Below are 24108 nucleotides of genomic sequence, written 5' to 3'. Positions count from 1 at the left end.
CTTGTGTGCCGGCCGCTGTGCGTTGCCGGTGTTTGCAATTCGAAGTGTGGGAAAGCGCATTCCCATTGCTTCGATCATGCACCATGCTGGGATGGGTTGGCAAGCGCTTTCCCAAAAATGGGTGAAGACTGCCATAATTTCTTTAGCGCCAGTCTCGAAGGCTTGCAGAAAAGGAGGGCCTCGTGGCCGCCAGCACACTAAGTGAAGTCGCCCGTTTGGCAGGGGTCTCCCTGGCCACAGCGTCCCGTGTCCTCAACGGTTCCACCCGTAAGCCCGCGGAGGATATTGCGGAGCGCGTCCGGGAGGCTGCGGAAAAGCTCGGCTACGTCCCCAATGCCCAAGCCCAGGCGCTCGCAAAGTCCAGCTCAGGGCTCATCGGCTTGATTGTCCACGACATCGCCGACCCCTACTTTTCCGCCATTGCCCGCGGCGTCCAGGAGGCGGCCCGCCAACAGAACCGTATGGTGCTGTTGGCCAGCACGTCCGGCGCCCCTTCGGATGAGCGTGAAGCCGTGGCGGCCTTCGCTGCCCGTCGCGCAGATTCAATTGTCATTGCGGGTTCACGCTCGGCACGGCCCGAGGACGAGCAAAGCAACCTGGAGCTCGCTGCCGAGTTGGACCGCTATTGCCGTAATGGCGGGCATGTCGGCGTAGTGGGCCACCCGATCGTGGGCTCCACTGCCGAGGAGGGCTACCACGTAGTTGAGGTGCCCAACGAGGACCTCGCCGCGGAGCTTGCTGACGAGTTGGCTGCCTCCCATGAGGGCGCCTTCGTCATTGTTGGCGGCCCTGAGGGACTCTTTACCTCCGATGACCGGATCCGCGGCTTCCAGCGCGGACTCGCCGACGCCGGTCGGCCCAGCGCTGAGGTCATCCGCACAGGCTTCAACCGTGCGGGAGGATACGATGCCGGGCTGGCGCTGGCCCAACGAATCAAGGCCTCCGGCGAGCGCCCCTGCATCTTCGCGGTGAACGACGTCATGGCCATCGGTGTGACCGCCGCACTGCGCTCAGAGGGCGTGTGGATTCCGCGTGACGCTAACATCGCCGGTTTTGACGACATCGAAACCCTGCGGGACTTCCGTCCCGCCTTGTCCACGGTGTATCTGCCGCTGGAGGACATTGGGAGGCTAGCGGCTGGCGACCCGGACGACGGTCCTGTGGTTGGCTCCGTCAAGCTCCGCCGTAGCACGGAGCTTCCGGTGGAGAGTCAGGCGGGTTAGTTGGTGCACCCGCCCGGGCCTAAGCGGTGGCTCTGGTTAGCTGACCGCGTCCGACGATTACACATTTGTGGCGATAACGCTATGAATATGCAATCGACGCAAATGCAAGCTGATTACATATTCATAGCGATACCGCTAGGATTATGAAATGGCATTGAGTATCCCCGAGCTGGCGAAGCGCCTTAACGTCAACGAGAGCCGAGCACGGCAGCTCGTCCAATCCGGACGCATTCGGGGCCAACGGGTCGGCGGACGCTGGATCGTTGACGAAGCCGACGCTGTCCAGTACCGGCCTGGTAAGCCTGCTGGCCGGCCCCTGTCCGAACGGAGTGCCTGGCAACTCATATCCTGCTTCCGGGAAGACAGCTCGCGGCCCTCTCTCCTCGATGACTTCGAACCCTCGCCGGTCGAGAAGCATCGCCTGAAAGAGCGCATCAACCGGCTGCAGGACTCCTCGGACTTACTCAAGCTTCTCGCAGCATGGCTGCCCAATCGCGCCGAAAAATTCGAGTTCTCTTCCAGCCCGGACGACATCGCCGAGCTTCGGGGGGACAAGCGAATCCACCTTTCCGGAGTCTCTCACCCGCGTTCTGGGCTGCTGGCCACCTCAGAGGTTGAAGCCTACGTGCGACGCGACGAACTCAAGGCCGTCATCAAGGACTGGTTCCTGGTTGAGCCATTCCCCGGCAAGAGGCCGAATGTAATCCTCCGGGCCGCCGAGCAAGTCCCCGACGAACTTCCCCCACTAGTGGTGGCGGCAGACCTGGCCGAACGGCCCGGTGTTCGTGAACAACAAGCCGCACGCGAAATCCTCAGGAGCGTCCATGCCGATTGAACTTCCCGCAATGTTCATCGAACAGCAGGAAGCGTCGCCCGGCCCGCGATCCTCGGCAGCCTCATCGGCAAAGCGGGAGCGCTGACCATCATCAATGACCCCCTACGGCAACGACACATCGATGACTTCCTTACCTTGGCCTCTGTTGTCCGAGCCTCTGACCTTCGTAACGCCACCTACAAGCGCGCTGAACGGGACCATCTCGCAAACATGCTTGGTCGCCTTGCCAATGAACCGGAGCTCATGGAACTAGTGCCGGAAGGTGCCGAGGGCGTGGAACGTCTGCGAATCTCGCTGAACTAGGTGTTGACGGACGGCGGGATTAGCCGGTCCGCGATAACGCTCACGAACGGCATTTTGAAGCGGCGCTAGTCTTCCCCGAGAGTGATGGTGTGCAGGAATGCTGCGTCGTTGAGCACATTGTCCGGCAGGTCATCCTCAACGAACTCCAACATGATGTCCATGTCCTTGCCGTTTCCCCGCAGTGCGTCGGACACTGTCTGCCACAACAGCTTCCTGTTCCGGAGCGGGAACCGTTCGGCCTGAGGGCCCCAGGAAAAGCAGTGGACCCCAACGACGTGAGGCAACACCCGGTGCAGCGAGTCAAGCGCTTGTTGGTCGGAAAGCCCTACGGCGGGCTGCCAGTAAGTGCCGACGTTGGCGTGGTTTACGCGCCGCAGGAGCTCAATTGTCGTTTCGGGGGAGTCGGTGAGGGTGTTGCCGTGATACTCGAAGGCGATGGCTATTCCTCGCTCTGCCGCCAAGTCTGCCACCCGTTGCGTGTCCTTGACGACAGCATCCCAATGACTGTCTTGGGCGTCTGCCGAACCAAGCTCCCCAGCCCAGATGCGTATTCGAGGTGCGCCTAAGGTGGACGCCAGCTCCAATGTCGGGCCGAAATCGCCGAAGTCGCCGGCGCGGTAGTAGGAGCCAAGCGAAAGGACCGTGAGGCCAGCAGCTTCCGTTGCTTCCTTGGCATGGGCAGCGGATGCAGCGTCACTGACGTGGATATCCGTACCCCACTCGATGCCAGCCAGGCCTGCGTCCGAAGAAATACGGACGACGTCGTCGATCCCTGACTTTCTGAGCGTGACGGAACAAATGCCGGGCGTGAGGTCCGCCAACGTAGTGAGGTCGATCATTGGTTCAGGATAGCTGGAATGCGCTTACCGTGTAAGTCCAAACCCTTCCCTCAGAGCCTTGCTGGCGMCGCTTCCCCACCGCTCTCGGTTTGTCTTACTCATGCAACCCGGCCTACTATGGTCTCGGTAGCGGTTCCTGAAATAATGGATTGCGCGCCACTTCGAAGAGCCCACGCCATGTGCGTGGGTTCTTGCGTTAAGAGCATGATGGGGGAGTCAGTAGTGCTGATTGCATATCTCGATGAGTTCGGACATGTAGGGCCCTATGTGAGCAGGGATCATGCCCGCCACAACACCCATCCGGTTTTCGGGTAGCAGTTAGTTCGATTTACTCAGGGCCCTGCCCATGATCGCCTGGGTAAGTGCATCGATGACTTCGGCGTTGGCGAGGGGGTTGCGGATCAACGTGAAGTCGACGTCTCCCACGGGCGGGAGGTCGAAACGCTGGGTGATGACTTTGAGGTCCTCGGGAACCAGGGATGCGGGCATCACGGCAACGCCAATACCCGCCCGGACTGCGGCCAGCACACCGCTGATCTGCTTGGTGCTGCACGTGATGCGCCATGTGCGGCCCGCCGCTTCCAAAGCGTCGATGGCCAACTTCCGGCTCAGGCTTGGCGCGGGATAGGCAATCAGGGGCACGGGCGCCCCGGGTTCCAGAACTGTTTGCTCAACGCCGACCCACGCGAAGTTGTCATGCCGCACAACCGTGCCTTCCTTGGCGCCCGCCACCCACTTCACGAACACGAGGTCCAGCTGGCCGGCGTTAAGGCGCTTGTAGAGTTGGTCACTTTGACTGACAGTCAATTCTAGGTTGATCTGTGGATACAGTTGGCGGAATTCGCGCAGGATACGGGGAAGGCCCGTGATGGCGAGGTCGTCGGCAGTGCCAAACCGGAGGCGGCCCCGCATTGCAGAACCGGAAAAATATCGTGCTGCGGAATCGTGGGCTGCAAGGATGCTGCGGGCAAACCCGGCCATGGCATCGCCATTGTCCGTCAGTCGGACTTCACGGGTGTCGCGGGCCACGAGGACCCGCTTGGCGGCGGTTTCGAGCTTGCGGACGTGCTGGCTCACCGTTGGCTGGGCTAGCCCCAATCTTTCGGCCGCCTTGGTGAAACTCAGCGTTTCGGCGACGGCCAGGAAGGAGCGGAGCTGGACAGGTTCAAACACGAAACTCCTCAAGCGCTGGGTCGAATTACTGCGGAAGTGCGGGAGCCTCATTGCAATCCGCAATGCTAGTTATAGACGTAATACGCTTCCATAATTGCTGCTGGCAACCATAGCGTTAAAGCCATCCCACCGAAACTCTCGATCCGAGGACTACCTTTGGCACCCCCACCGCCTTCAGCGGCAAACGTCAGCCAGCCCGTCATCGATTCCCTGTCCGCGCCGCAGACGCCGGACACCGTCACCCAGCCACTCGCCGTCGTAAGCGAAAAGCTGCCCTGGCGGCACACATTTATCTCCCTGAAGGTACCCAACTTCAGGATCTTCGCAATAGGCCACTTCATTGCCGTGATTGCGATCTGGATGCAACGCATCGCCCAGGACTGGATGGTGCTCCAGCTCTCCGGGTCCGTCACCGCCGTCGGAATTACCGTGGCGCTGCAGTTCATGCCTTCGTTGTTCCTTGGCCCGTGGGGCGGCATGATGGCCGACCGCTTCGCCAAACGAAAGATCCTCATCATCTGCCAGTCCGCGGCAGCGGTGCTGGCTGCGACATTGGCGGCGCTTTCCCTCAGCCAGCGCGTAGAAGTCTGGCACGTCTACACAATCGCCCTGGTCCTGGGCTTTGTGACCGTCCTGGACCAGCCGGCGCGGCAGGTGTTCGTCAATGAACTCGTGGGTCCCAAGTACCTGCGCAACGCCATCAGCGTCAACTCAACAACCTTCCAGCTCGGTGGCCTGATCGGTCCGGCACTCGCGGGATGGCTGCTCACTGCTGTGGGCGCTGGTTGGGCATTCGCGGCCAATGCCGTGGCATGCTGCTCGACCGTGACCATGCTCCTGATCCTCCGCAAAGACCAGCTGCACCTTAGCCGACCGACACCGCGCAAGAAGGGCATGCTGCGCGAAGGCCTCCAGTACGCACTCAGCAAACCCACCATCTACTGGCCATGGTTGATGGCCGGGTTCGTGGCCGTATTCGCGATGAGCCTCCCGGTGCTGCTGGCCGCCTTTGCGGACCACGTGTACGACGCCGGGGCCGGAGGCTACGGTCTGCTGAACGCCATGGTTGCGCTCGGTGCACTGACGGGCGCTGTGACATCCACCCGACGTCGTCAGCTTCGGTTGCGGTCAGTGGTGCTCTCGGCGGGCTTGTACGGCTTGATGCTCTGCCTTTCGTCCGTGATGCCCTCCATGGTCTGGTTCAGCGTCTCCATGGTCCTGGCAGGATTCTGGTGCCTCATGTTCCTCACAGCGGCAAACCAGATGGTGCAGACCAGTTCCAATATGAGCATTCGTGGCCGGGTGATGAGCCTCTACTTGGTGGTACTCATTGGCGGCCAGGCAATTGGCGGTCCCGTGATGGGCTGGCTCGCCGAGCACCTTGGTCCGCATCTGGCCATCCTGGTGGCTGGCGGTGTGCCGGCAACGGCGGCTGCTGTTGTCGCCGTCGTGCTGGCCCGGAAGGCCTCCCTGCATATCAAGGTGGACTTGCGGGACAGGCGTGTGCTCCGGATTGTGGACCGGACACAGACTGCATAGCGGACGCAAGCGGCATAAGCGCACGCAAACAAAAAGGCAGTGCCTGCGGTGAAGCCGCATGCACTGCCTTTTTCGTGGGCCTCTAGGCTACGGGCGCTTGGACCGCAGCCGGCAGGTGGGGGTACTCCGCCGAGCGTCCCTGGAACTCGAGCACATCCGGGTTCCGGATGACGCCGTCGCGAATCTCGATCGCGCGGGAGATCGTCTCATTGGCGTCCCATGCGTCAGGACCCGCGGCCACTGTCTCCAGGAATGGCAACAAAGCCTCGCTGATCTCCCAGCTGGCCGAGTTCCACAGGTATGAAGGGCTGTGATCAACGGCGTAGTAGTTCACATGCCCGCCCACCCGGAACATGGGCTCATCGAATGTTGTGGACCTCGCCCAGCTGAATCCCATGCCGGGATCGCAGGACACGTCCACGATCAGGCTGTCCGGCCGGAAATCGGCCAGGTCCTCGGTCCGCAGGTACGTCAGCGGCGAGTTTGGGTCCTGCAAGGTGCAGTTGACCACAATGTCCGCAGCAGCAAGGAACGGGGCCAGTGGCTTGCGACCACCATCTGTGATGACTTCGCTCAGGAACGGTGCATTGTTGTCGTGGTCGAACTGCACGATCCGCACTGAGTGAATCGGGGATCCAACCGCGGCGACACCGCGGTTGGTCAGCACCTGGACATCATGGACGCCGTGAGCGTTCAACGCTGTCACGGCGCCTCGGGCAGTGGCGCCGAAACCAATGACCACTGCCGTCAGGCGGCGGCCGTAATCACCCGTCGAGCCGGTCAAAGCCAACGCATGCAGCACCGAGCAATATCCGGCAAGCTCGTTGTTTTTGTGGAAGACATGAAGTCCGAAACCGCCATCGGCAGCCCAGTGGTTCATGGCTTCAAACGCGATCAGCGTTAGTTTTTTATCGATCGCGAGCTGGGTGATGGCCTCGTCCTGGACGCAGTGCGGCCAACCCCAGAGGGTCTGCCCGTCACGGAGTTCAGCAAGATCCTCGGCCTGCGGCTTGGGCAGCAGAATGACGTCGTTCTGGGCGATGAGCTCTCGCCGTGTGCCCAGTCCGCCGACAAGTCCGGCGAGTTTGCTGTCCGAAACACCAAAGCGTTCGCCATAGCCATATTCAAGGTGCAGCCGTTGGCGCAGTTCCGGAGTGATGCGCTCAAGATGTTCCGGGTGGATCGGTAGCCGTTGCTCGTTGGGCTTCAGCGAAGAACCCAGGACGCCAATGCTTAGCGGACTTTGCGCCCCAATCACTTTTTATTGCCGGTTGCGGGTTTCGCGGCCGCAGTGTCGGGCGAGTCGGCAGCCCGTTTGTCAGCGCGCTTTTCCTTGATGGATTTACTGGACTTCTTCGATGCAGCTTGGCGCGGTGATTTGTCGCCCATGATCGCTCCCTAGAGCGGAGCCGAAATGGCTCCTGACTCCTGACGATACACCCAGCACCTGAGCCGCTGTGTATCGGGCTGACTCACTGCACAGGCTCGACGGCGGGCCGACCATGGGTCACACGGTGGCTGACGCGATCCGCGGTGTCGTCAACGCGGACGAAGTGCTCCACAGGCTCCATGTAGAACCGGGCGCTGTTGATGACGCCCTCTTCCACGCCGAAAATGATGACGCCCGTGAGCTCATGCGGCGTGCCATCCCGCCACGCGCCCTGCATGTGCAGCTCGGTCCAAGCCTGGTTGCCGGACACACTGTGGGACACCATTCGAACCTTGATGTCCGGCACTCCTGTGAAGAGTTGCTCCCAGTTGCTACGGATAGCGTCCCTTCCCGTAAAGCCCCTGGTGGGGTGGGCAGGCGTCTCATTGACATAGCCAGGCGCGAAGCATTCGGCCAAGGCTTCGAGATCGTGCTTGTTCGTGGCTTCCAGCAGGCGGTGGATGACGGCGAGCGGAGCCGCCTCAGCATCGTCGGTGAGAGTCATTGGAGGACCTCCCGGATAGGTGGATGTATCTACGAGTTTAGGCTCGGGGACGGCCGGGGTCGACGGGTGCGGGGGCTTATCTGGTGAGTGCCGCCGTCGTAATTCCCAACAAGATGACCCCCTGCCCGAAGGCAAGGGGTCATGATGGAGCGGGCGACGGGAATCGAACCCGCGTATCGAGCTTGGGAAGCTAGCGCTCTACCATTGAGCTACGCCCGCGTCGCTGTCGGCTATTCGCCGGAGCGAGTCCTAGCTTAGCGCAGTTAGGGCGGTCCTCATGACAGGCGCGCAACCATGTCTACTTGAAGAGCTTCAGGCCGTTCCAACCGGATCCAACCTGCGCGTAGGTAGTCCAGGAACCCCTGCCGAGGCCGTAATTGTAGAGGTTGCCATCAGCAGTTTGGGCAGTGATGCCTCGAGTGCCCGCACCGGTCAGCCCGAAGCTCGGGAGGAGCGTACGCATGTACTGCCAACCTGTGCCCACGGTGGTAGCCGGGCCAAAGAAACCAGCCCAGCCGTCTCCCCGATAGTTGATCAAAGATCCGGAAGCTGTCCTCGCCAGGATGTCGTTGGCGCCGTCGCCCTCCCAGTCGGCCATGGTCAGTTCCATGCCGTTCCAGCCCTTGCCGATGACCTGCGGAGCGCTCAACGCACCGCCGAAGGTGTTGGGGTAGTAGCGCAGCACACCATCCGGAAAATACCCGACGACGCCGGGCCGGGGGTGCGCGTGCGTCCACTTGCCCACGGTAATGGTCATGCGATCCCAGCCGCCATTGCCCACGACAACCTGGCCAGCGAAGCCGCCGTCGGGAAGGCCGCGGTAAACGCCCAGGACGCCGTTGTTCCACTGCGCAAGGATGTCGTACACGCCATCAATGTCCCAGTCCACCACGAAGCCCTGCTTCAAACCCGTCCATCCCGAACCGATCTGGACTGGCGCCCCATACCCGCCTGCCGCCGTCGCGGGGTAACGCAGCATCCGGCCTGAAGAGTCGGCAGCTACGAGGTCGGCGCCGGACTTGATGCTGGCGGCGGCTGCCGGGTTTCCAGCGAAGTAGTGCTCCAGCGTCGGGAATCCGCGACGGTTCATGTCAGTGGCCAGCGCTACGCCAACGTACCGCAGATGCCACGGCTCATAGCTGTACCCGGTGGTGCCCGTGTAGCCGTTGGGGTACCGGACGATGAAGCCGTATTTGTGTGCGTTCGCTGCCACCCATTTGCCAGCCGCCGTGTCTCCGAAGCAGGTGCTTAGGCCACAGGAACCAGCAGCATTGCCGATGTCCATGGCGAGGCCCGTCTGGTGTTCGCTGTACCCGGGACGTGCCGAGATGGTGTCCGCAATCTCCTCGCCGTAAATATCCTTGTAGTAGGCGTACACCTCCTGCTGCTGGGCATACGAACGGTAGCCGCTCACGATCGACAGGCCGCCGGTACCAGCATCGGCTGCTCCCTGGAACAAACCATTTAGCCATGCGGCGGCCTCTGCCCGCATGTACTGGCCGGAGCCACGGGCATTGATGAGGTCGTTCGGGGCGTAGCTGACTGGATTCAGCGGCCTGGATTTATTGACCAGGACAGAGAAGCTTGCAGGGTTACCGATGGGGTCCAGGCTTGGCAGGGGATTCACAGTGGTGGGCACTGCCACTTTGTTCGCGACTGTGGATGCCACCGTAGATGCCGCCGCCGAGGGTGCCATTGTTGGAAGTGCCGACGCAGGCGCCGCGGTCATGACTCCGCCAGCCACCGCCATGGCGAGGAATGCCGCGCAGGCGGCCAGCCGTCGTCGTGCATTGCCATGGACAAACGGATGTTTCAGTACTCGCATTACGCCCCCAATTTGGTTTTTGCCAGCCGCACGAACTCTACCCGGCGCGGGGTTATGTGTCAGCTGTGTCTCAGATCCGTCGCCAGGTAACCATTCGGTCAAGGCTCGTTTGTCCTGTGTCGTCGGGAAGCGCGGCTGACTATTCTGAAGGTGTTAGCTGCAGTGTATGGGGAACCGGGCTACGACATTCGAACCGTACGCCGAAAGAGGTTTCCGTGGCATTTGCAGCTTATGAAGTGGTGATCAGCAGGGATGCCATGACCGTTTATGGATTCCTGATGGACGGCATGAACAACTCCCTCTGGCGCTCGGGCGTGCGCAGCATTTCGCTTCGATCCGGTGTTCGCGGCCAGAAGGGCGCGGTCTACCAGCAGACGCTTACTGGCCCGGGAGGACGGCCCATCGCGGCTGACTTCCAGATCACCGAGGCCCGGCCTGGCGCAGAAGTGCGCTTCGCAGTGGTGGCCGGACCCGCCCGGCCCACGGGCGGCTACTACCTCAGCACCGAGGGCAAGACCACGCGGCTCAGGTTCGCCCTGGAGTACCACCCCAAGGGCTTGCAAAAACTCATGAACGGCATGATCCAGAAAACCATGGAAACTGAAGTTGCCCAGTTGGAGCAGCTCAAGACCGTCATTGAGTCCGACTCGGTGGTCTGACTACTGGACGATTCCCTACTGGGCGAGCTTGAAGCCGCTCCAGCCGCCGCCGACGGTGACCGGCGTCGTCAGTCCGCCCGAGGTGAGGTCCCAATACTCCAGTACTCCATTGGTGCCCAGGCCAGCGACGCCTGTGGTGTTGGCGCCGGTCACTCCTTGAAGTGAACGCAAACCGGTGTAGTCGGTCCAAGCCGCACCCACCACGGGCCTGGCCTCCTGCTTCGGGATGGCCAGCCCGCTGCCGCGGTACAGCCTCAGGTAACCGTTGGGCTCGACTGTGAGAAGATCCTGGAAACCATCGGCGTTGTAGTCCACCATGCTGAGCCGGACGGCCTTGTTGCCTGTTCCGATGGCCGCCTGGGTGCGTATGTATGTCATACCGGAATTCTTGTAGAACCAGAGCCCGCCGGATGCATCCATGGCCACAATTTGCGGGAGGCGGTTGTTTGCACACCAATTACCCACGGCTATGTTGAGGGACTCCCATCCCTGGCCCAGGACTCCCGGCGATCCGAAGCCGCCTGACTGTCTGCCCGGGTACACCAGGAGCGCTCCATCCAGGCGTTGGGCGATGAGGTCAAAGACGCCGTCGCGGTCCCAATCCGATACGAACAACTCCTTGAGCCCGGTGAAACCGATTCCGATCTTGCGGGCCGTTCCGTACTTGGCGTTACCCAAGGACGGGTAGGAGTACACCGTTCCGTCCGGGCTGATGGATACGAGGTCTGCAGCGCTGCGGATGGCTGCCGCGCTCAGATTCACGGTAGGCGGCTGGTACTTGCCGCCCGGTTCGCATACACCCACAGGATCCGTGGGCGGCGTGACCGTCCCGCCGGGCCGCGTGGTGGTTCCGGCGGGCAACGTGGTGTAGCCGAAGAAGTTGACCACGCCCCACAGTGTGTAGCGGTTGGGGGTTGTTTGCCAGTTGCCGTCGGTATACGTGATCCCGATGCCCATCACATTGAAACGGGGATCACGCAGCAGGGCGTCGTGACCGGGGGAGCCCTTCCACCATTCCACCAGTTGGGCAGCGTCACGATCCCATCGGACGGCAATGACCTCACCAGCGCCGTTGTTCGGGTTGAGCGCCCGCGGATCCGTCCAAAAGTTCGCCCGGTGCTGGATCACTTCACGGCTGGCGATGCTGTTCGACCATTCCTGCGCCATGCTCGCCACCGTGGCGTGATACTTCACCGGGGCCAGGCCCAGAGAAGCGCGGTAGCTGTTGATCGCGTTGAACACGGTCAGGATGGCCGCGGTGTTGTCGTCGGGGAGAAGCGCGAGGGCACCGTTGTCCGGATTCGCATCGCTGCTCGGGGTCTTGCCGGGGAAGGGCGTGGGGGCTGGCGTTGGTGTGACCGGCGTTGACGATGGAGTGGGCGTGGGTGTGACAGGCGTTGGTGACGGCGCGGGTGCCGTTTGTGACGGCGTCGGTGTTTGAGTTGGTGAGGGTGTTGGCGACGGCGTTTGAGTCGGTGGCGCTGTTGGCGTCGGTGACTCCGACGGGCCAGGTCCTACGGCAGGCGCTGTTGGCGTTGGAACGGAGGTGGGGGAAGCCGACGACGGTGCAGATGCGGCGGGAGGATTTGGGGCGGGTGGCTCGTTGGCCTCTGGATTCCCGGAGGGAGTGCCGTCCACGGAAGGATTATCCGGGCCCCATGAGGGCCCGATGTTCGGCACCGGAGGGGGCGCCTCAACAGTCGGATCTATCGCGATCGGTCTAGTCGGCGCACCATTTTCCGAACCGGGGCTGGTCCCCGAACCCGGCCCTGGCGAAGAGTCGACGCCCGCTCCTTCGCTGGGCGCGGGGGTCGCCCCCAAAGGGGCGGCGTCCGGCGTCGTACTGGTTTCAGGGACCGTGAGGCCGGAAGGAACACTGCCCGAAGAAGTAGTTCCGCCGCCCGGTACGGCGTCTGTCGCTGGCAGGATTTGGCTGGACGCGGCTACCAATATGGCCAGCGCGCCAGCCAGCACGATAGCCGCAGGCGCTGACAATTTCCCCACAATTACCCCGCGAATGCTCGTTGCCCCCAAGTACGGGCGCGGCTTTACATGTCCGGGAACTATAGTCCCATGGGGCGGCCCGGACAATGCATGGCCCGGACAAGGCATGGGGTATTTTTGATGCTGTGCTGATCTCTGACCGCGATATTCGTGCCGAAATAGACTCCCAACGGATTGTCCTTGAACCGTACGATCCCGCGATGGTTCAGCCGTCTTCCGTGGACGTGCGGATTGACCGGTTTTTCCGGCTCTTCGATAACCACAAATACGCCCACATCGATCCCGCCGAGGAGCAGCCCGAGCTGACCCGGCTGGTGGAGGTGGAAGGCAATGAGCCTTTCATCCTGCACCCGGGTGAATTCGTACTGGGCTCAACGTACGAGACAGTGAGCCTGCCCGACGACATCGCTGCCCGCCTCGAGGGTAAGTCGTCCCTCGGCCGGCTTGGTTTGTTGACGCACTCCACCGCGGGCTTCATCGATCCCGGCTTCTCAGGGCACGTCACGCTGGAGCTTTCCAACGTGGCGACGCTGCCTATCAAGTTGTGGCCGGGCATGAAGATCGGCCAGCTGTGCTTCTTCCGCCTGACATCCTCAGCGGAACATCCCTACGGTTCGGGTGAGTACGGTAACCGCTACCAGGGCCAGCGCGGACCCACCGCCAGCCGCAGCCACCAGAATTTCCACCGGACCGCCATCTAGCCGGAAATGGGCCGGGCCTCAGGCGCGAATCGTCAGGCCCAGAGCCTCAGGCGCTAACCATCCGGCGCTGACCCCTCAGGCGCTGACCCATCAGGCCGTGGCGCGCTCGGCCGCCCGCGGCGGTGTGCGGGGGCTCCTGCGGAGTGCCTTGACCACAGGCTCCACGAAGCGAGCGGCCAGCGGACCTGTGATGGCCATAATGAGGACATAAGCCGTAGCCAAGGCGGCGACTTCGTCCGGCACGGCTCCCGAAGCCACCGCCAGACCAGCAATGACGATCGAGAATTCACCACGCGCAATCAGGGCCGCTCCCGCACGGAAGCGGCCTGGCATTGCGATGCCCGCACGTTTGGCTGCCCAGAATCCTGTGAACATTTTGGTGGCAGTTGTCAGCAGGGCGAGCAGCAGTGCCCAGCCCAGGACCGGTGGGATGGACGTGGGGTCCGTGTTCAGGCCGAAGGCGACGAAGAAGATCGCGGCAAACAAGTCCCGGAGGGGCTCAAGGATGCGGGTCGCATTGTGGGCTGTGGCGCCGGAGATGGCGATGCCCAACATGAATGCACCCACTGCGGCTGAGACCTGGAGGGCAGAGGCGATACCGGCTACCAGAAGAGCCAGCCCGAGCACGTTCAGCAGAAACACTTCGGAGTTCTCGCTGTGAACGGCTTGGGAGACGCGGTGCCCATGCTTGAGCGCGATCATCAGAACAACTGTGACGACAGCCAGCGCGATGCCCACCGTCTGCAGCCCACCCAGGAACCCGACACCGGCCAGGATGGCAGTAAGAATGGGAAGGTAAATGGCCATGGCGAGGTCCTCGAAAACGAGGATGGAAAGCACCACGGGAGTTTCGCGGTTACCGATCCGGCCGAGGTCAGTGATGACCTTCGCGGCGATTCCTGAGGACGAGATATACGTAACGCCACCCATCACGATGGCACCCACAAGACCCCAGCCCAGAAGAACCGCTATTCCGGCGCCGGGGAGGAAATTCAGGACGAAGTCCAGGACACCGGCCTGCCATGAACGTCTGAGCCCGGTGACGAGTTCAGAGGCGGTGTATTCCAATCCGAGCATCAACAGCAGCAGGATGACGCCGATTTCGCCGGAAAGATGGGAAAACTCATGCATGCCATCCAATTTGACGAAGCCACCTGCACCGAAGGCCAAGCCACCCACCAGGTAAAGCGGAATGGGGGACATGCCGATCCGGCCCGCTAGTCGAGCAAGGAGACCGAGGCAGAAGACGACGGCCCCCAGTTCAACGAGGGCTAGTGCGAGCGGATCCATAGCGGGTCAGCCGTTGCGGAGGATATCGGCCGCCGAGTCGAGGCCTTCCTGGGTGCCAACCGCAACGAGCAAATCACCAGTGTGAAGTACGACGTCGGGTGCGGGCGACGGGACGACCTCGCCTTCACGCATAATCGCAACGATCGAAACGCCACTGCGGGTACGGATCTGGGCTTTGCCCATGGGCTGGTTCACGAATGGGGAATCAGGGGTGATGGAGAACTGGCGGGTTACGATGCCAGGTATCTCGCGGTGGGCTTCTGCCAGACGCATGGCGATGTGCTGCCCGCCCAGGAGGTTGCCCAGGGTGGCGGCTTCATCGGCTGTGAGGGGAATGGAAGCCTGGCAGGTGTCCGGGTCATCCCAGGTGGACACGAAGAGCTCTGTCTCGCCTTCGCGAAGCTCAACGACACCGATGCGACGGCCCGAGGCCGTGACGAAATCCTTACGGATCCCAAGGCCCGGGAGTTCAGTCTCATCCACGTTCATATCTCCACCCTAACTCTGTTGTACCGTCTGGTACGGCGTTCGTATTCAGCCGGTCTTATCTAGTTAACGTTCTGGTACCACGGCTATTTCCACCTTGGTGGGCGGCTTCACCGGCAGGATCACCAGAAGGCCGGCGAGCAGGACAACCATGATGCCGAGGATGCCCCATCGCTGGGCTCCACCTTCTTCAACAATTGGAGCGGCAATTGTGATGCACAGGGTGAAGAGGGTGGGAGCAAGGAAGCTGACAGCCCGGCCCGTGGTGGCGTAGAGCCCGAAGAGTTCTCCCGACTCGCCGTCGGGGGCGAGCCTGGCCAAATAGGCCCTTGACGAAGACTGGGCTGGCCCAACAAAAAGGCACAGCAGCAAGCCGAAGATCCAGAAAGTATTGGCGGCAGGCCAGCTGTTTCCAAAGAACACGTAGTTTCCGTTGCCAAGCACCAGGATGAAGGTGCCCGCGATCAGCAGACCCACCAAGGAAATCACGATGACTGCCTTTGGTCCGATCTTGTCGTCCAGGAAGCCGCCGATGATGGCACCAACGGCTGCGACGACGTTGCCGAAAATCGCGAAGAAGATCACTTCCTTGAGTTCGAAACCAAAGGTCCCGGCAGCGATCACCCCGCCGAACGTGAAGACAGCAGCAAGGCCGTCGCGGAAGATCGCGCTGGACAGCAGGAAGTAAATGGTGTGGGGACTGGTGCGATAGATGGCCACGATCCGCCGGAGCAGCAGCTTGTACGACGCGATGAAGCCCAGGGAAGCGGTGTCCTTCTTCACGGAAACTTCCGGAACGGCGAACAGCACGGGCAGGGCGAAGATGAAGAACCACAGAGCCGAAAAAATGGCCACAAGCCGGATGTTCAGTGATTCTTCAGTGGAAGCACCGAACCATTCGAAAGATGGCTGCACGAAGAGCTGCAGGACCAGCAACAGGGCCACGATCCCACCGAGGTATCCCATGCCCCAGCCAAAACCGCTGACCTTGCCGATGTTTTTGGGTGTGGAGATTTGGGCCAGCATGGCGTTGTAGTTCACGCCGGCGAACTCAAAGAAGATATTGGCAAGCGCGATCAGGCAGACACCAAGGAGAAGGAATCCCGGCTGCGGGAAGACAAAGAAGCACAGGGCCGTGAGGACGGCTGTGGCAGCCGTGTTGACTCCGAGCCAGAGCTTGCGCCGGCCGCCGCCATCCGAACGTTGGCCCGTCACCGGGGCCAGCAGCGCGATGGCCAGGCCCGCGACGGCCAACGCAGCACCAAGTGCGGCAGACGCGGCGTCCTCTCCACCGAAGGCAGAAGAGGTCAGGTACACCGTGAAGACGAATGTGGTCATGATCGCGTTAAAGGCAGCCGAGCCCCAGTCCCAGGACGCCCAAGCAAGGATTTGGCCCTTCTTGGAGGAAGCAGGTCCGGAGGCGAGCTCGGATGCTGGGTGGGAGGCTTCGGGAACTGCGGCCGCGTTCATAGCCTGAATGCTATCGGGCCTCGGACAGTGGCGGGCAGATGACAGACCGCTATGTGAATAACGCAGTGGGAATTCATTCGCAGGCCCCATCGGCTCCGGCCAAAAACTGTCCGGGCCCCTTGATAAACTGGTCCAACTGAACCCAACGTATGACCGCCTGCTCCAACTTTTGACAATTCGTTTCTGACTTTGCGGAGAAAACAGTGATCACAGTTCTCGCCACCACCTTTGTAGCGGCAACTGTGGCGCCCTTGATCTTCAGCAAACTTGGTCGGAACGCCTTCTATGTCCTGGCAGCGGTTCCTGCCGTGGCCTTCGTTTGGCTGGTCCTCCAGCACGGCCCCGTATATTCCGGCGGCGGTATAGAAGAAGTATTCCCCTGGGTTCCGAACCTGAAGCTTGACTTTGCGTTCAGGATGGACGCACTCGCCTGGGTCATGTCACTGCTCATCCTCGGCGTTGGCGCCCTGGTGTTGGTCTATTGCGCCCGGTACTTCAAGAACAAGGACCCTGGGCTCGGTGGGTTCGGCGCCCAGCTCCTGGCTTTTGCTGGTGCCATGTTCGGCCTGGTGACGTCCGACGACCTCCTGATGATGTTCATCTTCTGGGAGCTCACCACCGTCCTGTCATACTTGCTCATCGGCTATGCCCGGACCCGCCTGGCCGCGCGGCGTTCTGCCCTTCAGGCGCTGATGGTTACAACAGCCGGCGGGCTGGCGATGCTCGTGGGTCTCGTCATCCTTGGCCAAGCGGCAGGAACCTACCGGATCTCCTCCATCCTGGACCAAGCCGGGACGCTCGTTAACGGCACCACAAGTGGGATGGTGGGGGCCGCCGTCGTTCTCATCCTGGTGGGTGCAGTGACCAAATCGGCGCTGGTCCCTTTCCACTTCTGGCTTCCGGGTGCCATGGCGGCTCCAACTCCCGTGAGCGCCTACCTGCATGCCGCGGCCATGGTGAAGGCCGGTATATACATCGTCGCGCGGCTGGCGCCAGGTTTCGCGGAATCGCAATTGTGGCTGCCAATGGTCCTCGGCCTCGGCTTGGCCACGATGTTGGTTGGCGGATACAGGGCCCTCCGACAGACAGATATCAAGCTCATCCTGGCCTATGGAACGGTGAGCCAGCTCGGCTTCCTGACCATGGTGGTGGGCCTGGGCAGACCTGACGCCGCCCTTGCCGGGCTTGGGCTTCTGCTGGCCCATGGCTTGTTCAAAGCGGCACTGTTCCTGGTGGTCGGCGTCATCGACCACCAGTCGGGGACACGCGATATCCGGAAACTCTCCGGCGTCTTCCGCTCCTCACGAGCCCTCGGGGTAGTGGCCGCGATTGCGGCCGCCTCCATGGCGGGCGTGCCGCCGCTGGCGGGTTTCGTGGCCAAGGAGTCCGTGTTTGAAGCCTTCGTGCACTACGGCATGGGCCATGACGCACCTGCCTGGGGCATCTGGATTCTGATCGGGCTCGTGATCGGTTCAATCCTTACCTTCGCGTACAGCGCACGCTTCATGTGGGGTGCCTTTGCCACAAAGCCCGGTATAGAGCACACGCCCTTCAAAGCCATCAAGCCCGCCTTCCTGGCTGCGCCTGCCCTTCTGAGTTTCCTCACCATTGTTTACGGACTGTGGCCCGCGCCGGTGGATAGTTGGATCCAGCCTTACGCAGCGCTGTTCGCAGATGGGGAGGAAGCCGTCGACGCCGGGCACTTGGCTTTGTGGCATGGGCTCACGCCCGCTTTGGGACTGACCGCGATCACTTTTGTTGCCGGTGCCGCCATGTTCTACGGCCGCAACGTCGTTTCACGCGTGCAAGGCCTGGTTCCCGATTGGGTGGACGGCGACCGCGCCTACCAACATACGATTGGCGCTTTGGATGACGTCGCAGTGTGGGTCACGGGCCGCACCCAGCGTGGTTCACTGTATTTCTATCTGACGGTCATCCTCACGGTTGCCTTCGCAGTGCCCCTCGCAGCTCTGCTCCTGACCAACAAACCTTTGCCTGACGGCATCTATTTCATCGATCCAAACTCTCCGTTGCAGTTGATCGCGGGAGTGGGCATCGTGGTGGGCGCGCTGGCTGCTGTCCGCGCCAACAAGCGCTTCCTGGCGGTGCTCATGGTGTCTGTCACCGGTTACGGCATCGCGCTCATGTTTGCCTTGCAAGGAGCGCCTGACCTTGCACTGACCCAGATGCTGGTGGAGACCATCGTGCTGGTGGCCTTCGTTTTGGCCATGCGCAGCCTGCCCGCCGAACTACGGGACCGAACGGGTGGCCGCCTCCGGGTGATCCGCGTGATCGTAGGTGCCGCATTCGGCATCACCATGATCTTCGTTGCCATCTACGCCATGGGTGCCCGGGTGGCCACGCCTGTCTCCCTTGAATTCCCACGCCTGGCCTACGAAGGCGGCGGTGGCCTGAACGTGGTCAACGTGACCCTCGTGGACATCCGCGCGTGGGACACCTTCGGCGAAATTTCGGTCCTGGCCGTGGCCGCCACTGGCGTTGCCAGTCTGATCTTCGTGCGCAGCCGCGGCGATCGCATCAAAACCTCAGAGGCAGTACCGGAAGGTAGCGTGGGGCGGCGCACCGGCGTCGACCGCGACTCCCGCGACGGTGCCCGGCTGGCCGTGGCGAGGAAGTTCACGGACGTTACCCGCGATGCCTGGCTGGTAGCAGGCCGGACGCTGGCTCCTGAACGGAGGTCCATTATCTTCGAAGTGGTCACCCGGATGATCTTCCACTCGATGATCGTTTTTTCCATCTATCTACTCCTTGCGGGTCACAACTTGCCCGGCGGCGGCTTCGCAGGCGGTTTGACCGCAGGCCTCGCCCTCACCATCCGTTACCTCGCCGGAGGACGGTTCGAATTGAGCGAAGCAGCGACAGTGAGTGCAGGCACGCTGTTGGGGACAGGACTAGCGACGGCGGCAGCGTCCGGTTTCGTGCCGCTCCTCCTCGGCGGCCAGGTGTTCCAGAGCGCGATCATCGAGTTTTGGCTGCCCGTATTCGGAGACGTCAAGTTCGTAACGTCCACGATCTTCGACATCGGTGTCTACATCGTGGTGGTGGGACTGGCGCTCGACGTTCTACGCAGCCTGGGCGCTGAGATCGACGAACATTTTGAAGGGAAGGTGCCAAGGGCCGTAAAGACCCGAGCCGCCGCGTCTGAGTCCGCCGAAACGGCCGCCTCCGGGAAGGGCAACCCATGAGCATCAACCTGACCCTCCTGATCGTCATGGGCGTCCTGTATGCCTGCGGTATCTACCTGATTTTGGAGCGAAGCCTGACTCGCGTCCTGCTTGGCTTGATGCTGCTTGCCAACGCCACCAACCTGCTGATCCTCAGTACGGGAGGGTACGCCGGACTCGCTCCTTTGTTCAACAAGGAAACAGCCTCCAGTGAGTACAACGACCCCCTGCCACAGGCGCTCATCCTCACATCGATCGTCATTTCATTCGCCGTCACTGCCTTCATGCTCGGCATCATCTACCGGACTTGGGCCTTGGCACGGCAAGACGAGATCCAGGATGACATCGAAGATCGCCGCGTAGCCCGGACTCCCAGCTTCGACAAGGAAGACGACGCCATTGTCCCGCTGGAAACATCGGAGTTCGCGATCACTCCGGCCAGCCCCGAAGACCGCGCCCAGCCGGACGCGACCGAAAAGCCCAACACTGTAAGGACCAAGGAAGGAGGCAGCCCGTGAACCTCGCCAACCTGTCGCCACTGGCCGTCCTCCTTCCGATCCTCGGGGCGGCCCTCGCATTCGTGCTGATCCGGCATACGGCTGCGCAGCGGGTAGTCAGCATCGTGATCCTCAGCGCGACGCTCCTGCTCGAATGCCTGCTCCTGGCGTCCGTGTGGGAGGGAGGCACCACTTCCGTCACGCTCGGTGGATGGCTGCCGCCATGGGGCGTGGTGTTGGTGGTGGATCAGTTCTCCTCACTCATGCTCGTGGTTTCCACCGTTGTCAGCCTCGCGGTCCTGATCTACGCCACCGGCCAGGGCATGGCTGATGGCGACAAGGAAGCGCCGGTCTCGATCTTCCACCCCACTTATCTGATCCTGGTGGCGGGCGTATCCAACGCCTTCCTCACAGGTGACCTTTTCAACCTGTACGTGGGCTTCGAAATCCTGTTGACGGCCAGCTATGTGCTGATGACCCTTGGCGGGACGGGGCCGCGCATCCGTGCCGGCGTCACCTACGTGGTGGTCTCCGTGGTTTCGTCCGTCTTGTTCCTCATCGCTATCGCCATGATTTACGGAGCTACAGGGACCATCACTATGGCGGACCTCGCCATCAAGCTGGCCGAACTGGATCAAGGAACCCAGAATCTCCTGCACGTGATGCTGCTGGTGGCGTTTGGGATCAAGGCGGCCGTGTTCCCTCTGTCCTTCTGGCTTCCCGACTCCTATCCGACAGCCCCGGCTCCCGTCACAGCCGTCTTTGCTGGCTTGCTGACCAAGGTGGGTGTTTACGCCATGGTCCGCACCGAGACACTCCTCTTTCCCGGGGACACCCTCAACGTGCCCTTAATGGTGGTGGCGCTGCTAACCATGGTGGTGGGCATCCTGGGTGCCTTGGCACAGAGCGATATCAAACGTCTCTTGTCCTTCACCCTGGTCAGCCACATCGGCTACATGGTGTTCGGCTTGGCAATGTCGTCCGTCGCGGGGCTTGGCGCTGCCGTGTTCTACGTGGCGCACCACATCACAGTGCAGACCAGCCTGTTCCTGGTCACTGGCCTGGTTGAGCGCAGGGGCGGATCGTCGTCCATTGACCGCTTGGGTGGCCTGGCCAAACTCTCGCCACTCCTTGCCTTGCTGTTCTTCGTCCCTGCGATGAATCTTGCGGGCATCCCGCCATTCTCGGGTTTCCTGGGCAAGCTCGGGCTCCTCCAAGCGGGCGTGCAACTGGGTACGCCGCTGGCCATCGTTTTGGTGGTGGGCGGCGTCGTCACCAGCCTCCTGACGCTGTTGGCAATTGCCCGTGTTTGGAACAGGGCATTTTGGCGCAAGCCCGAGGACGCCGAGTACCCCGACCCCGTGCTTCAGACTCCAGGAAATGTTGGGGTGCTTCCCCGGACAATGGTGGGCTCCACGGCTGGCCTTGTGGCCTTCGGTGTTGCGCTCACAGTCTTTGCTGGCCCACTGTTTCACCTCGCAGACGGCTCGGCGGAAATCATGTTGGACCGCACTGCCTACATCCATTCAGTCCTGGGGGACTCCGCGGAGGTACCAGCAGTGGGTCAGTCAGGGGCTGCCAAATGAGCCGTAAACCGATCTCCTTCCGCACTGAACTGCCGCTGCTCGTATGGCTGGTCATCGTCTGGGGTGCCCTGTGGAGGGACTTCAGTCCGGGAAACCTGCTGTTCGGTGCGCTCATCGCCGTGCTCGTGGCCAAGTTCTTCTACCTTCCGCCAGTGGAGCTCGGGGGCAGGTTCAACGTGCTGCGTGCCATGTCATTCGCCCTGATGTTCCTGGGCAGAGTGGCGGCAGCGAGCTTCCTGGTCTTGTACCTGGCCGTAGTGAAGGGTCCAAAGGTGCGCAGCGCCGTCGTCGCTGTTCCGTTGCGCAGCCATTCTGACCTCATAGTCACGGCAACCGGGCACGTTATCTCGCTGATTCCGGGCTCGTTGGTGGTGGAAGTGGACCGCTCGACGTCCACGCTTTACCTGCACGCGCTCAACATTTATGAGGATGCTGATATCACTAAGATCCGCCAGGAAGTCCAGAACATCGAGGCCGCGCTGATCCGGATCATGGGAACGCGCGAGGAACTCCACGCACTCCAGGCTGAACCCGGTGCGGGCATGGAAGGGGCAACCCTGTGAAAGAACTTGTTCTGCTGGTAACGGCGGTGATCCTGAGTTTGGCTGCGGTGGGCGCGATCATCCGCATCGCCATCGGCCCGTCCTTGTTGGACCGAGTCTTGGCATCGGACGTCCTGCTGGCCATTCTTGGCGCAGCGCTTGCCATCGACATGGCGATGAACCGGCACCYGAATAACTTGGTGTTGCTCGTGGCTCTCGCGGTGATCGGCTTCGTAGGCTCGGTAACATTTGCCCGATTTGTAGCGGATCGGAGGGATCACAGCAATGAGTCCTGAAGCGACCGGCGTGGATGCAGTCATTGATGCGGTGACGGCCGTGTTTCTTGTGGTGGGTGCCCTGATGTCGCTCGGAGCCGCAATCGGCCTCCTGCGGTTTCCCGATCTCCTGAGCCGCATGCACGCGGCAACCAAGCCGCAAGTTCTGGGTCTGTTCCTCATGCTGGCGGCCATGGGTCTGCAAATGCGCACATGGTGGGTTTGGCCGGTTCTGGTGGTGGCCTGGATTTTCCAGCTGCTGACTGCGCCGGTCTCCGCACATATGGTGGGCCGCTCCGCTTACCGGACCAAGCATGGGCACCGCGAACTGCTCACCAAGGATGAGCTTGAAGCGGTTGTCCAAAGGGCAGCCGCCGACGGTTCCACCCCGGACACTTAGAACAACGCGGGGTCACTTAAGCACCCTCCCGACAGCGGTGAGGGACCCTAACTGACCCCGCGTTGGAGCAACTATGCGCGGCCTAGACGATGTCCTGCGTCTTGGCGAAGCGGGCGATGGCACGCTGGGTGCCGCGGCTCGCGAAAACCTGGATGAGCGTACTGACGAAGGCCGAAATCAGCGCGAAGGACAACGCTGAGCGGAGGCTCGTTTCCATATCGTCGTGGCCCGTGGGCGGTTTGTTGCCCGTGGCCTTTTCCCAGCCCTTGTTGACCAACTTGGTGCCGACGAATCCGGCTGCCAGGCTTACTCCGGCACCCAGCAGCTTGAAAAAGAGGTTCATGCCCCCAGCCTAGCCTCACTTCCAGGTGGGTTGGGACTAGCGGCGGTTTTCCCGTTCTTTGAGGAAAGCTGCCATGGAACCGCGTGGTGCGAGGACAGGAACAACGTCGTGATCGGCTTCCCATACAGCATCTACTGTTCCGAGGCCGGCAATTTCCTTGAGCAGGTAATACGTGGGTGGCATCAGCTGCAATGTACCGGAGGCTTCAGCCGCCAGGATCCCGTCCACAGGCATCCAGAGTGATTGCCACGCTTCGGTGGTTTGATGCTGGGGTTCTGCTTCCGGAGCAGGCTTGGCTACGTAGAAGTAGGTATCGAAACGCTTTGGCATGTCCGTCGGCGTGACCCAATTGGCCCACGGTCGCAGATCTGAGGCATCAAGGCTAAGTCCGGCCTCCTCCCAAACCTCCCGCAGGGCAGCCGTGAGAACCATGCCCGACTTTGCCGGTGCGTGTTCGGTATCGACGGCGATGGAGGTCAGGCGCCAGTCTGCAGCATGCCGTTCCAGCAAGTCAGCCGGGTAATCCCATCCGCCCTGGTCTGCGGCATCAACCCGGCCTCCCGGAAAGACCACCATGCCGGCGGCGAAGTCCATGGTGGCAACCCTGTGCTGCACGAAGGCTTCGAGCCCGCCCGGGGTGTCCCGGAGCAGGATGACGCTCGCGGCAAGGCGGGCTTGGGGAACCGGGATGTCCGTAGTGGGAAGGTCCGTCATGAAATACCCCTTTGCCGCGTCGATTCTGCTGGATCATTCTCTCAGGTGTGGTTGCCAGCCGATTTGTGACTAACCCCCACCTCCCACGAACACCCACAGGTGTAAACTGAACCACGCCCATAAGGGCAGATTAATAACGACAGGGGAGCGCCGCCGTCGGACCTTGCAGAGATGCAGGAGACGCGAGGGCGCTGAGAGTGCGGACAGCCGCAGACCCTCGAACCTGATCCGGTTAGTACCGGCGCAAGGGAGTCGAGCTTCTCAGAGTGTCCGGAACCGGGCGGC

General features: G+C 61.8%; 23 protein-coding genes, 1 tRNA gene and 1 riboswitch. Of the genes, 11 read left to right on the top strand and 13 right to left on the bottom strand.

The window, feature by feature from the left end; genetic code table 11:
• The first annotated feature begins 182 nt into the window (after positions 1–182).
• Both AC1DCM_RS13565 and AC1DCM_RS13560 read left to right on the top strand, forming a co-directional pair.
• Positions 183–1223, top strand: coding sequence for a LacI family DNA-binding transcriptional regulator (locus AC1DCM_RS13565; protein WP_477518616.1), 1041 nt, complete (start codon positions 183–185; stop codon positions 1221–1223).
• A 148-nt stretch (positions 1224–1371) separates the two neighbouring features.
• Complete coding sequence (locus AC1DCM_RS13560; protein WP_477518615.1) at positions 1372–2058, top strand: helix-turn-helix domain-containing protein; 687 nt, start codon at positions 1372–1374, stop codon at positions 2056–2058.
• A 368-nt stretch (positions 2059–2426) separates the two neighbouring features.
• Here AC1DCM_RS13560 and AC1DCM_RS13555 read toward each other — a convergent pair whose 3' ends face one another.
• Both AC1DCM_RS13555 and AC1DCM_RS13550 read right to left on the bottom strand, forming a co-directional pair.
• Positions 2427–3200: a sugar phosphate isomerase/epimerase family protein gene (locus AC1DCM_RS13555; RefSeq protein ID WP_477518614.1), complete on the bottom strand. Its 774-nt coding sequence runs from the start codon at positions 3198–3200 to the stop codon at positions 2427–2429.
• A 318-nt stretch (positions 3201–3518) separates the two neighbouring features.
• The gene (locus AC1DCM_RS13550; RefSeq protein ID WP_431116895.1) at positions 3519–4373 is read right to left on the bottom strand and encodes a LysR substrate-binding domain-containing protein; all 855 of its coding nucleotides are present in this window, start codon (positions 4371–4373) and stop codon (positions 3519–3521) included.
• A gap of 156 nt (positions 4374–4529) precedes the next feature.
• Here AC1DCM_RS13550 and AC1DCM_RS13545 point away from each other — a divergent pair, with 156 nt between their 5' ends.
• Positions 4530–5912, top strand: a complete 1383-nt coding sequence (locus AC1DCM_RS13545; protein ID WP_477518613.1) for an MFS transporter — start codon at positions 4530–4532, stop codon at positions 5910–5912.
• Positions 5913–5994: 82 nt separating this feature from the next.
• Here AC1DCM_RS13545 and AC1DCM_RS13540 read toward each other — a convergent pair whose 3' ends face one another.
• The 5 genes from AC1DCM_RS13540 to AC1DCM_RS13520 form a co-directional block, all read right to left on the bottom strand.
• The gene (locus tag AC1DCM_RS13540) at positions 5995–7170 is read right to left on the bottom strand and encodes a N(5)-(carboxyethyl)ornithine synthase (RefSeq protein ID WP_477518612.1); all 1176 of its coding nucleotides are present in this window, start codon (positions 7168–7170) and stop codon (positions 5995–5997) included.
• On the bottom strand, positions 7167–7301 hold the full coding sequence (locus AC1DCM_RS13535; protein WP_442006079.1) for a hypothetical protein: 135 nt from the start codon (positions 7299–7301) through the stop codon (positions 7167–7169). The genes AC1DCM_RS13540 and AC1DCM_RS13535 overlap by 4 nt, the downstream gene beginning before the upstream one ends.
• An 83-nt stretch (positions 7302–7384) precedes the next feature.
• The gene (locus AC1DCM_RS13530) at positions 7385–7846 is read right to left on the bottom strand and encodes a nuclear transport factor 2 family protein (RefSeq protein ID WP_442006078.1); all 462 of its coding nucleotides are present in this window, start codon (positions 7844–7846) and stop codon (positions 7385–7387) included.
• Positions 7847–7991: 145 nt separating this feature from the next.
• Positions 7992–8065: transfer RNA gene (locus tag AC1DCM_RS13525), tRNA-Gly, on the bottom strand.
• A 79-nt stretch (positions 8066–8144) separates the two neighbouring features.
• Positions 8145–9671, bottom strand: coding sequence for a M15 family metallopeptidase (locus AC1DCM_RS13520; RefSeq protein WP_477518611.1), 1527 nt, complete (start codon positions 9669–9671; stop codon positions 8145–8147).
• 215 nt (positions 9672–9886) lie between these two features.
• On the opposite strand from AC1DCM_RS13520, the gene AC1DCM_RS13515 reads away from it, so the two are divergent.
• On the top strand, positions 9887–10330 hold the full coding sequence (locus AC1DCM_RS13515) for an SRPBCC family protein (RefSeq protein ID WP_477518610.1): 444 nt from the start codon (positions 9887–9889) through the stop codon (positions 10328–10330).
• A 15-nt stretch (positions 10331–10345) separates the two neighbouring features.
• Here the strand turns inward: AC1DCM_RS13515 and AC1DCM_RS13510 are convergent, their stop codons facing one another.
• On the bottom strand, positions 10346–12325 hold the full coding sequence (locus AC1DCM_RS13510) for a CAP domain-containing protein (RefSeq protein ID WP_477518609.1): 1980 nt from the start codon (positions 12323–12325) through the stop codon (positions 10346–10348).
• A 134-nt stretch (positions 12326–12459) separates the two neighbouring features.
• On the opposite strand from AC1DCM_RS13510, the gene dcd reads away from it, so the two are divergent.
• Positions 12460–13035 (top strand): dCTP deaminase, encoded by a 576-nt coding sequence (gene dcd, locus AC1DCM_RS13505; protein ID WP_216927188.1) that lies wholly within the window; start codon positions 12460–12462, stop codon positions 13033–13035.
• 90 nt (positions 13036–13125) lie between these two features.
• On the opposite strand, the gene AC1DCM_RS13500 is transcribed toward dcd, so the two are convergent.
• The 3 genes from AC1DCM_RS13500 to AC1DCM_RS13490 all read right to left on the bottom strand — a co-directional run bounded on the left by AC1DCM_RS13500 (position 13126) and on the right by AC1DCM_RS13490 (position 16281).
• A complete protein-coding gene (locus tag AC1DCM_RS13500) occupies positions 13126–14325 on the bottom strand; it encodes a cation:proton antiporter (protein ID WP_477518608.1) in 1200 nt (399 codons plus the stop codon).
• 6 nt (positions 14326–14331) lie between these two features.
• On the bottom strand, positions 14332–14814 hold the full coding sequence (locus tag AC1DCM_RS13495) for a cation:proton antiporter regulatory subunit (protein WP_442006072.1): 483 nt from the start codon (positions 14812–14814) through the stop codon (positions 14332–14334).
• Positions 14815–14877: 63 nt separating this feature from the next.
• Positions 14878–16281 carry an MFS transporter gene (locus AC1DCM_RS13490; RefSeq protein WP_477518607.1) on the bottom strand — a complete coding sequence of 468 codons (1404 nt, stop codon included), beginning with the start codon at positions 16279–16281 and terminating at the stop codon, positions 14878–14880.
• 203 nt (positions 16282–16484) lie between these two features.
• Here AC1DCM_RS13490 and AC1DCM_RS13485 point away from each other — a divergent pair, with 203 nt between their 5' ends.
• The 6 genes from AC1DCM_RS13485 to mnhG are packed head-to-tail and all read left to right on the top strand — an operon-like array spanning position 16485 to position 22766.
• Complete coding sequence (locus AC1DCM_RS13485; RefSeq protein WP_477518606.1) at positions 16485–19487, top strand: Na+/H+ antiporter subunit A; 3003 nt, start codon at positions 16485–16487, stop codon at positions 19485–19487.
• The gene (locus tag AC1DCM_RS13480) at positions 19484–19984 is read left to right on the top strand and encodes a Na(+)/H(+) antiporter subunit C (protein ID WP_477518605.1); all 501 of its coding nucleotides are present in this window, start codon (positions 19484–19486) and stop codon (positions 19982–19984) included. The genes AC1DCM_RS13485 and AC1DCM_RS13480 overlap by 4 nt, the downstream gene beginning before the upstream one ends.
• Complete coding sequence (locus tag AC1DCM_RS13475; RefSeq protein ID WP_477518604.1) at positions 19981–21549, top strand: Na+/H+ antiporter subunit D; 1569 nt, start codon at positions 19981–19983, stop codon at positions 21547–21549. The genes AC1DCM_RS13480 and AC1DCM_RS13475 overlap by 4 nt, the downstream gene beginning before the upstream one ends.
• Entirely contained in the window at positions 21546–22112 is a 567-nt protein-coding gene (locus AC1DCM_RS13470; RefSeq protein WP_477518603.1) for a Na+/H+ antiporter subunit E, read from the top strand. Before AC1DCM_RS13475 ends, AC1DCM_RS13470 begins: the two co-directional genes overlap by 4 nt.
• A complete protein-coding gene (locus AC1DCM_RS13465) occupies positions 22109–22387 on the top strand; it encodes an MrpF/PhaF family protein (RefSeq protein ID WP_477518602.1) in 279 nt (92 codons plus the stop codon). Before AC1DCM_RS13470 ends, AC1DCM_RS13465 begins: the two co-directional genes overlap by 4 nt.
• The gene (mnhG, locus tag AC1DCM_RS13460; protein WP_477518601.1) at positions 22377–22766 is read left to right on the top strand and encodes a monovalent cation/H(+) antiporter subunit G; all 390 of its coding nucleotides are present in this window, start codon (positions 22377–22379) and stop codon (positions 22764–22766) included. The genes AC1DCM_RS13465 and mnhG overlap by 11 nt, the downstream gene beginning before the upstream one ends.
• An 82-nt stretch (positions 22767–22848) precedes the next feature.
• Here mnhG and AC1DCM_RS13455 read toward each other — a convergent pair whose 3' ends face one another.
• The gene (locus AC1DCM_RS13455) at positions 22849–23109 is read right to left on the bottom strand and encodes a DUF4235 domain-containing protein (protein ID WP_216926797.1); all 261 of its coding nucleotides are present in this window, start codon (positions 23107–23109) and stop codon (positions 22849–22851) included.
• A 36-nt stretch (positions 23110–23145) separates the two neighbouring features.
• The gene (locus AC1DCM_RS13450; protein WP_477518600.1) at positions 23146–23823 is read right to left on the bottom strand and encodes an NUDIX hydrolase; all 678 of its coding nucleotides are present in this window, start codon (positions 23821–23823) and stop codon (positions 23146–23148) included.
• Between the two features lie 131 nt (positions 23824–23954).
• A riboswitch (TPP riboswitch) is annotated at positions 23955–24091 on the top strand.
• Positions 24092–24108 lie beyond the last annotated feature (17 nt).

The sequence above is a fragment of the Paenarthrobacter sp. 10N417 genome (assembly GCF_056394745.1).
The sequence above is the reverse complement of the archived record's forward strand: the minus strand, read 5'-3'. Positions and strand labels throughout refer to the sequence as shown.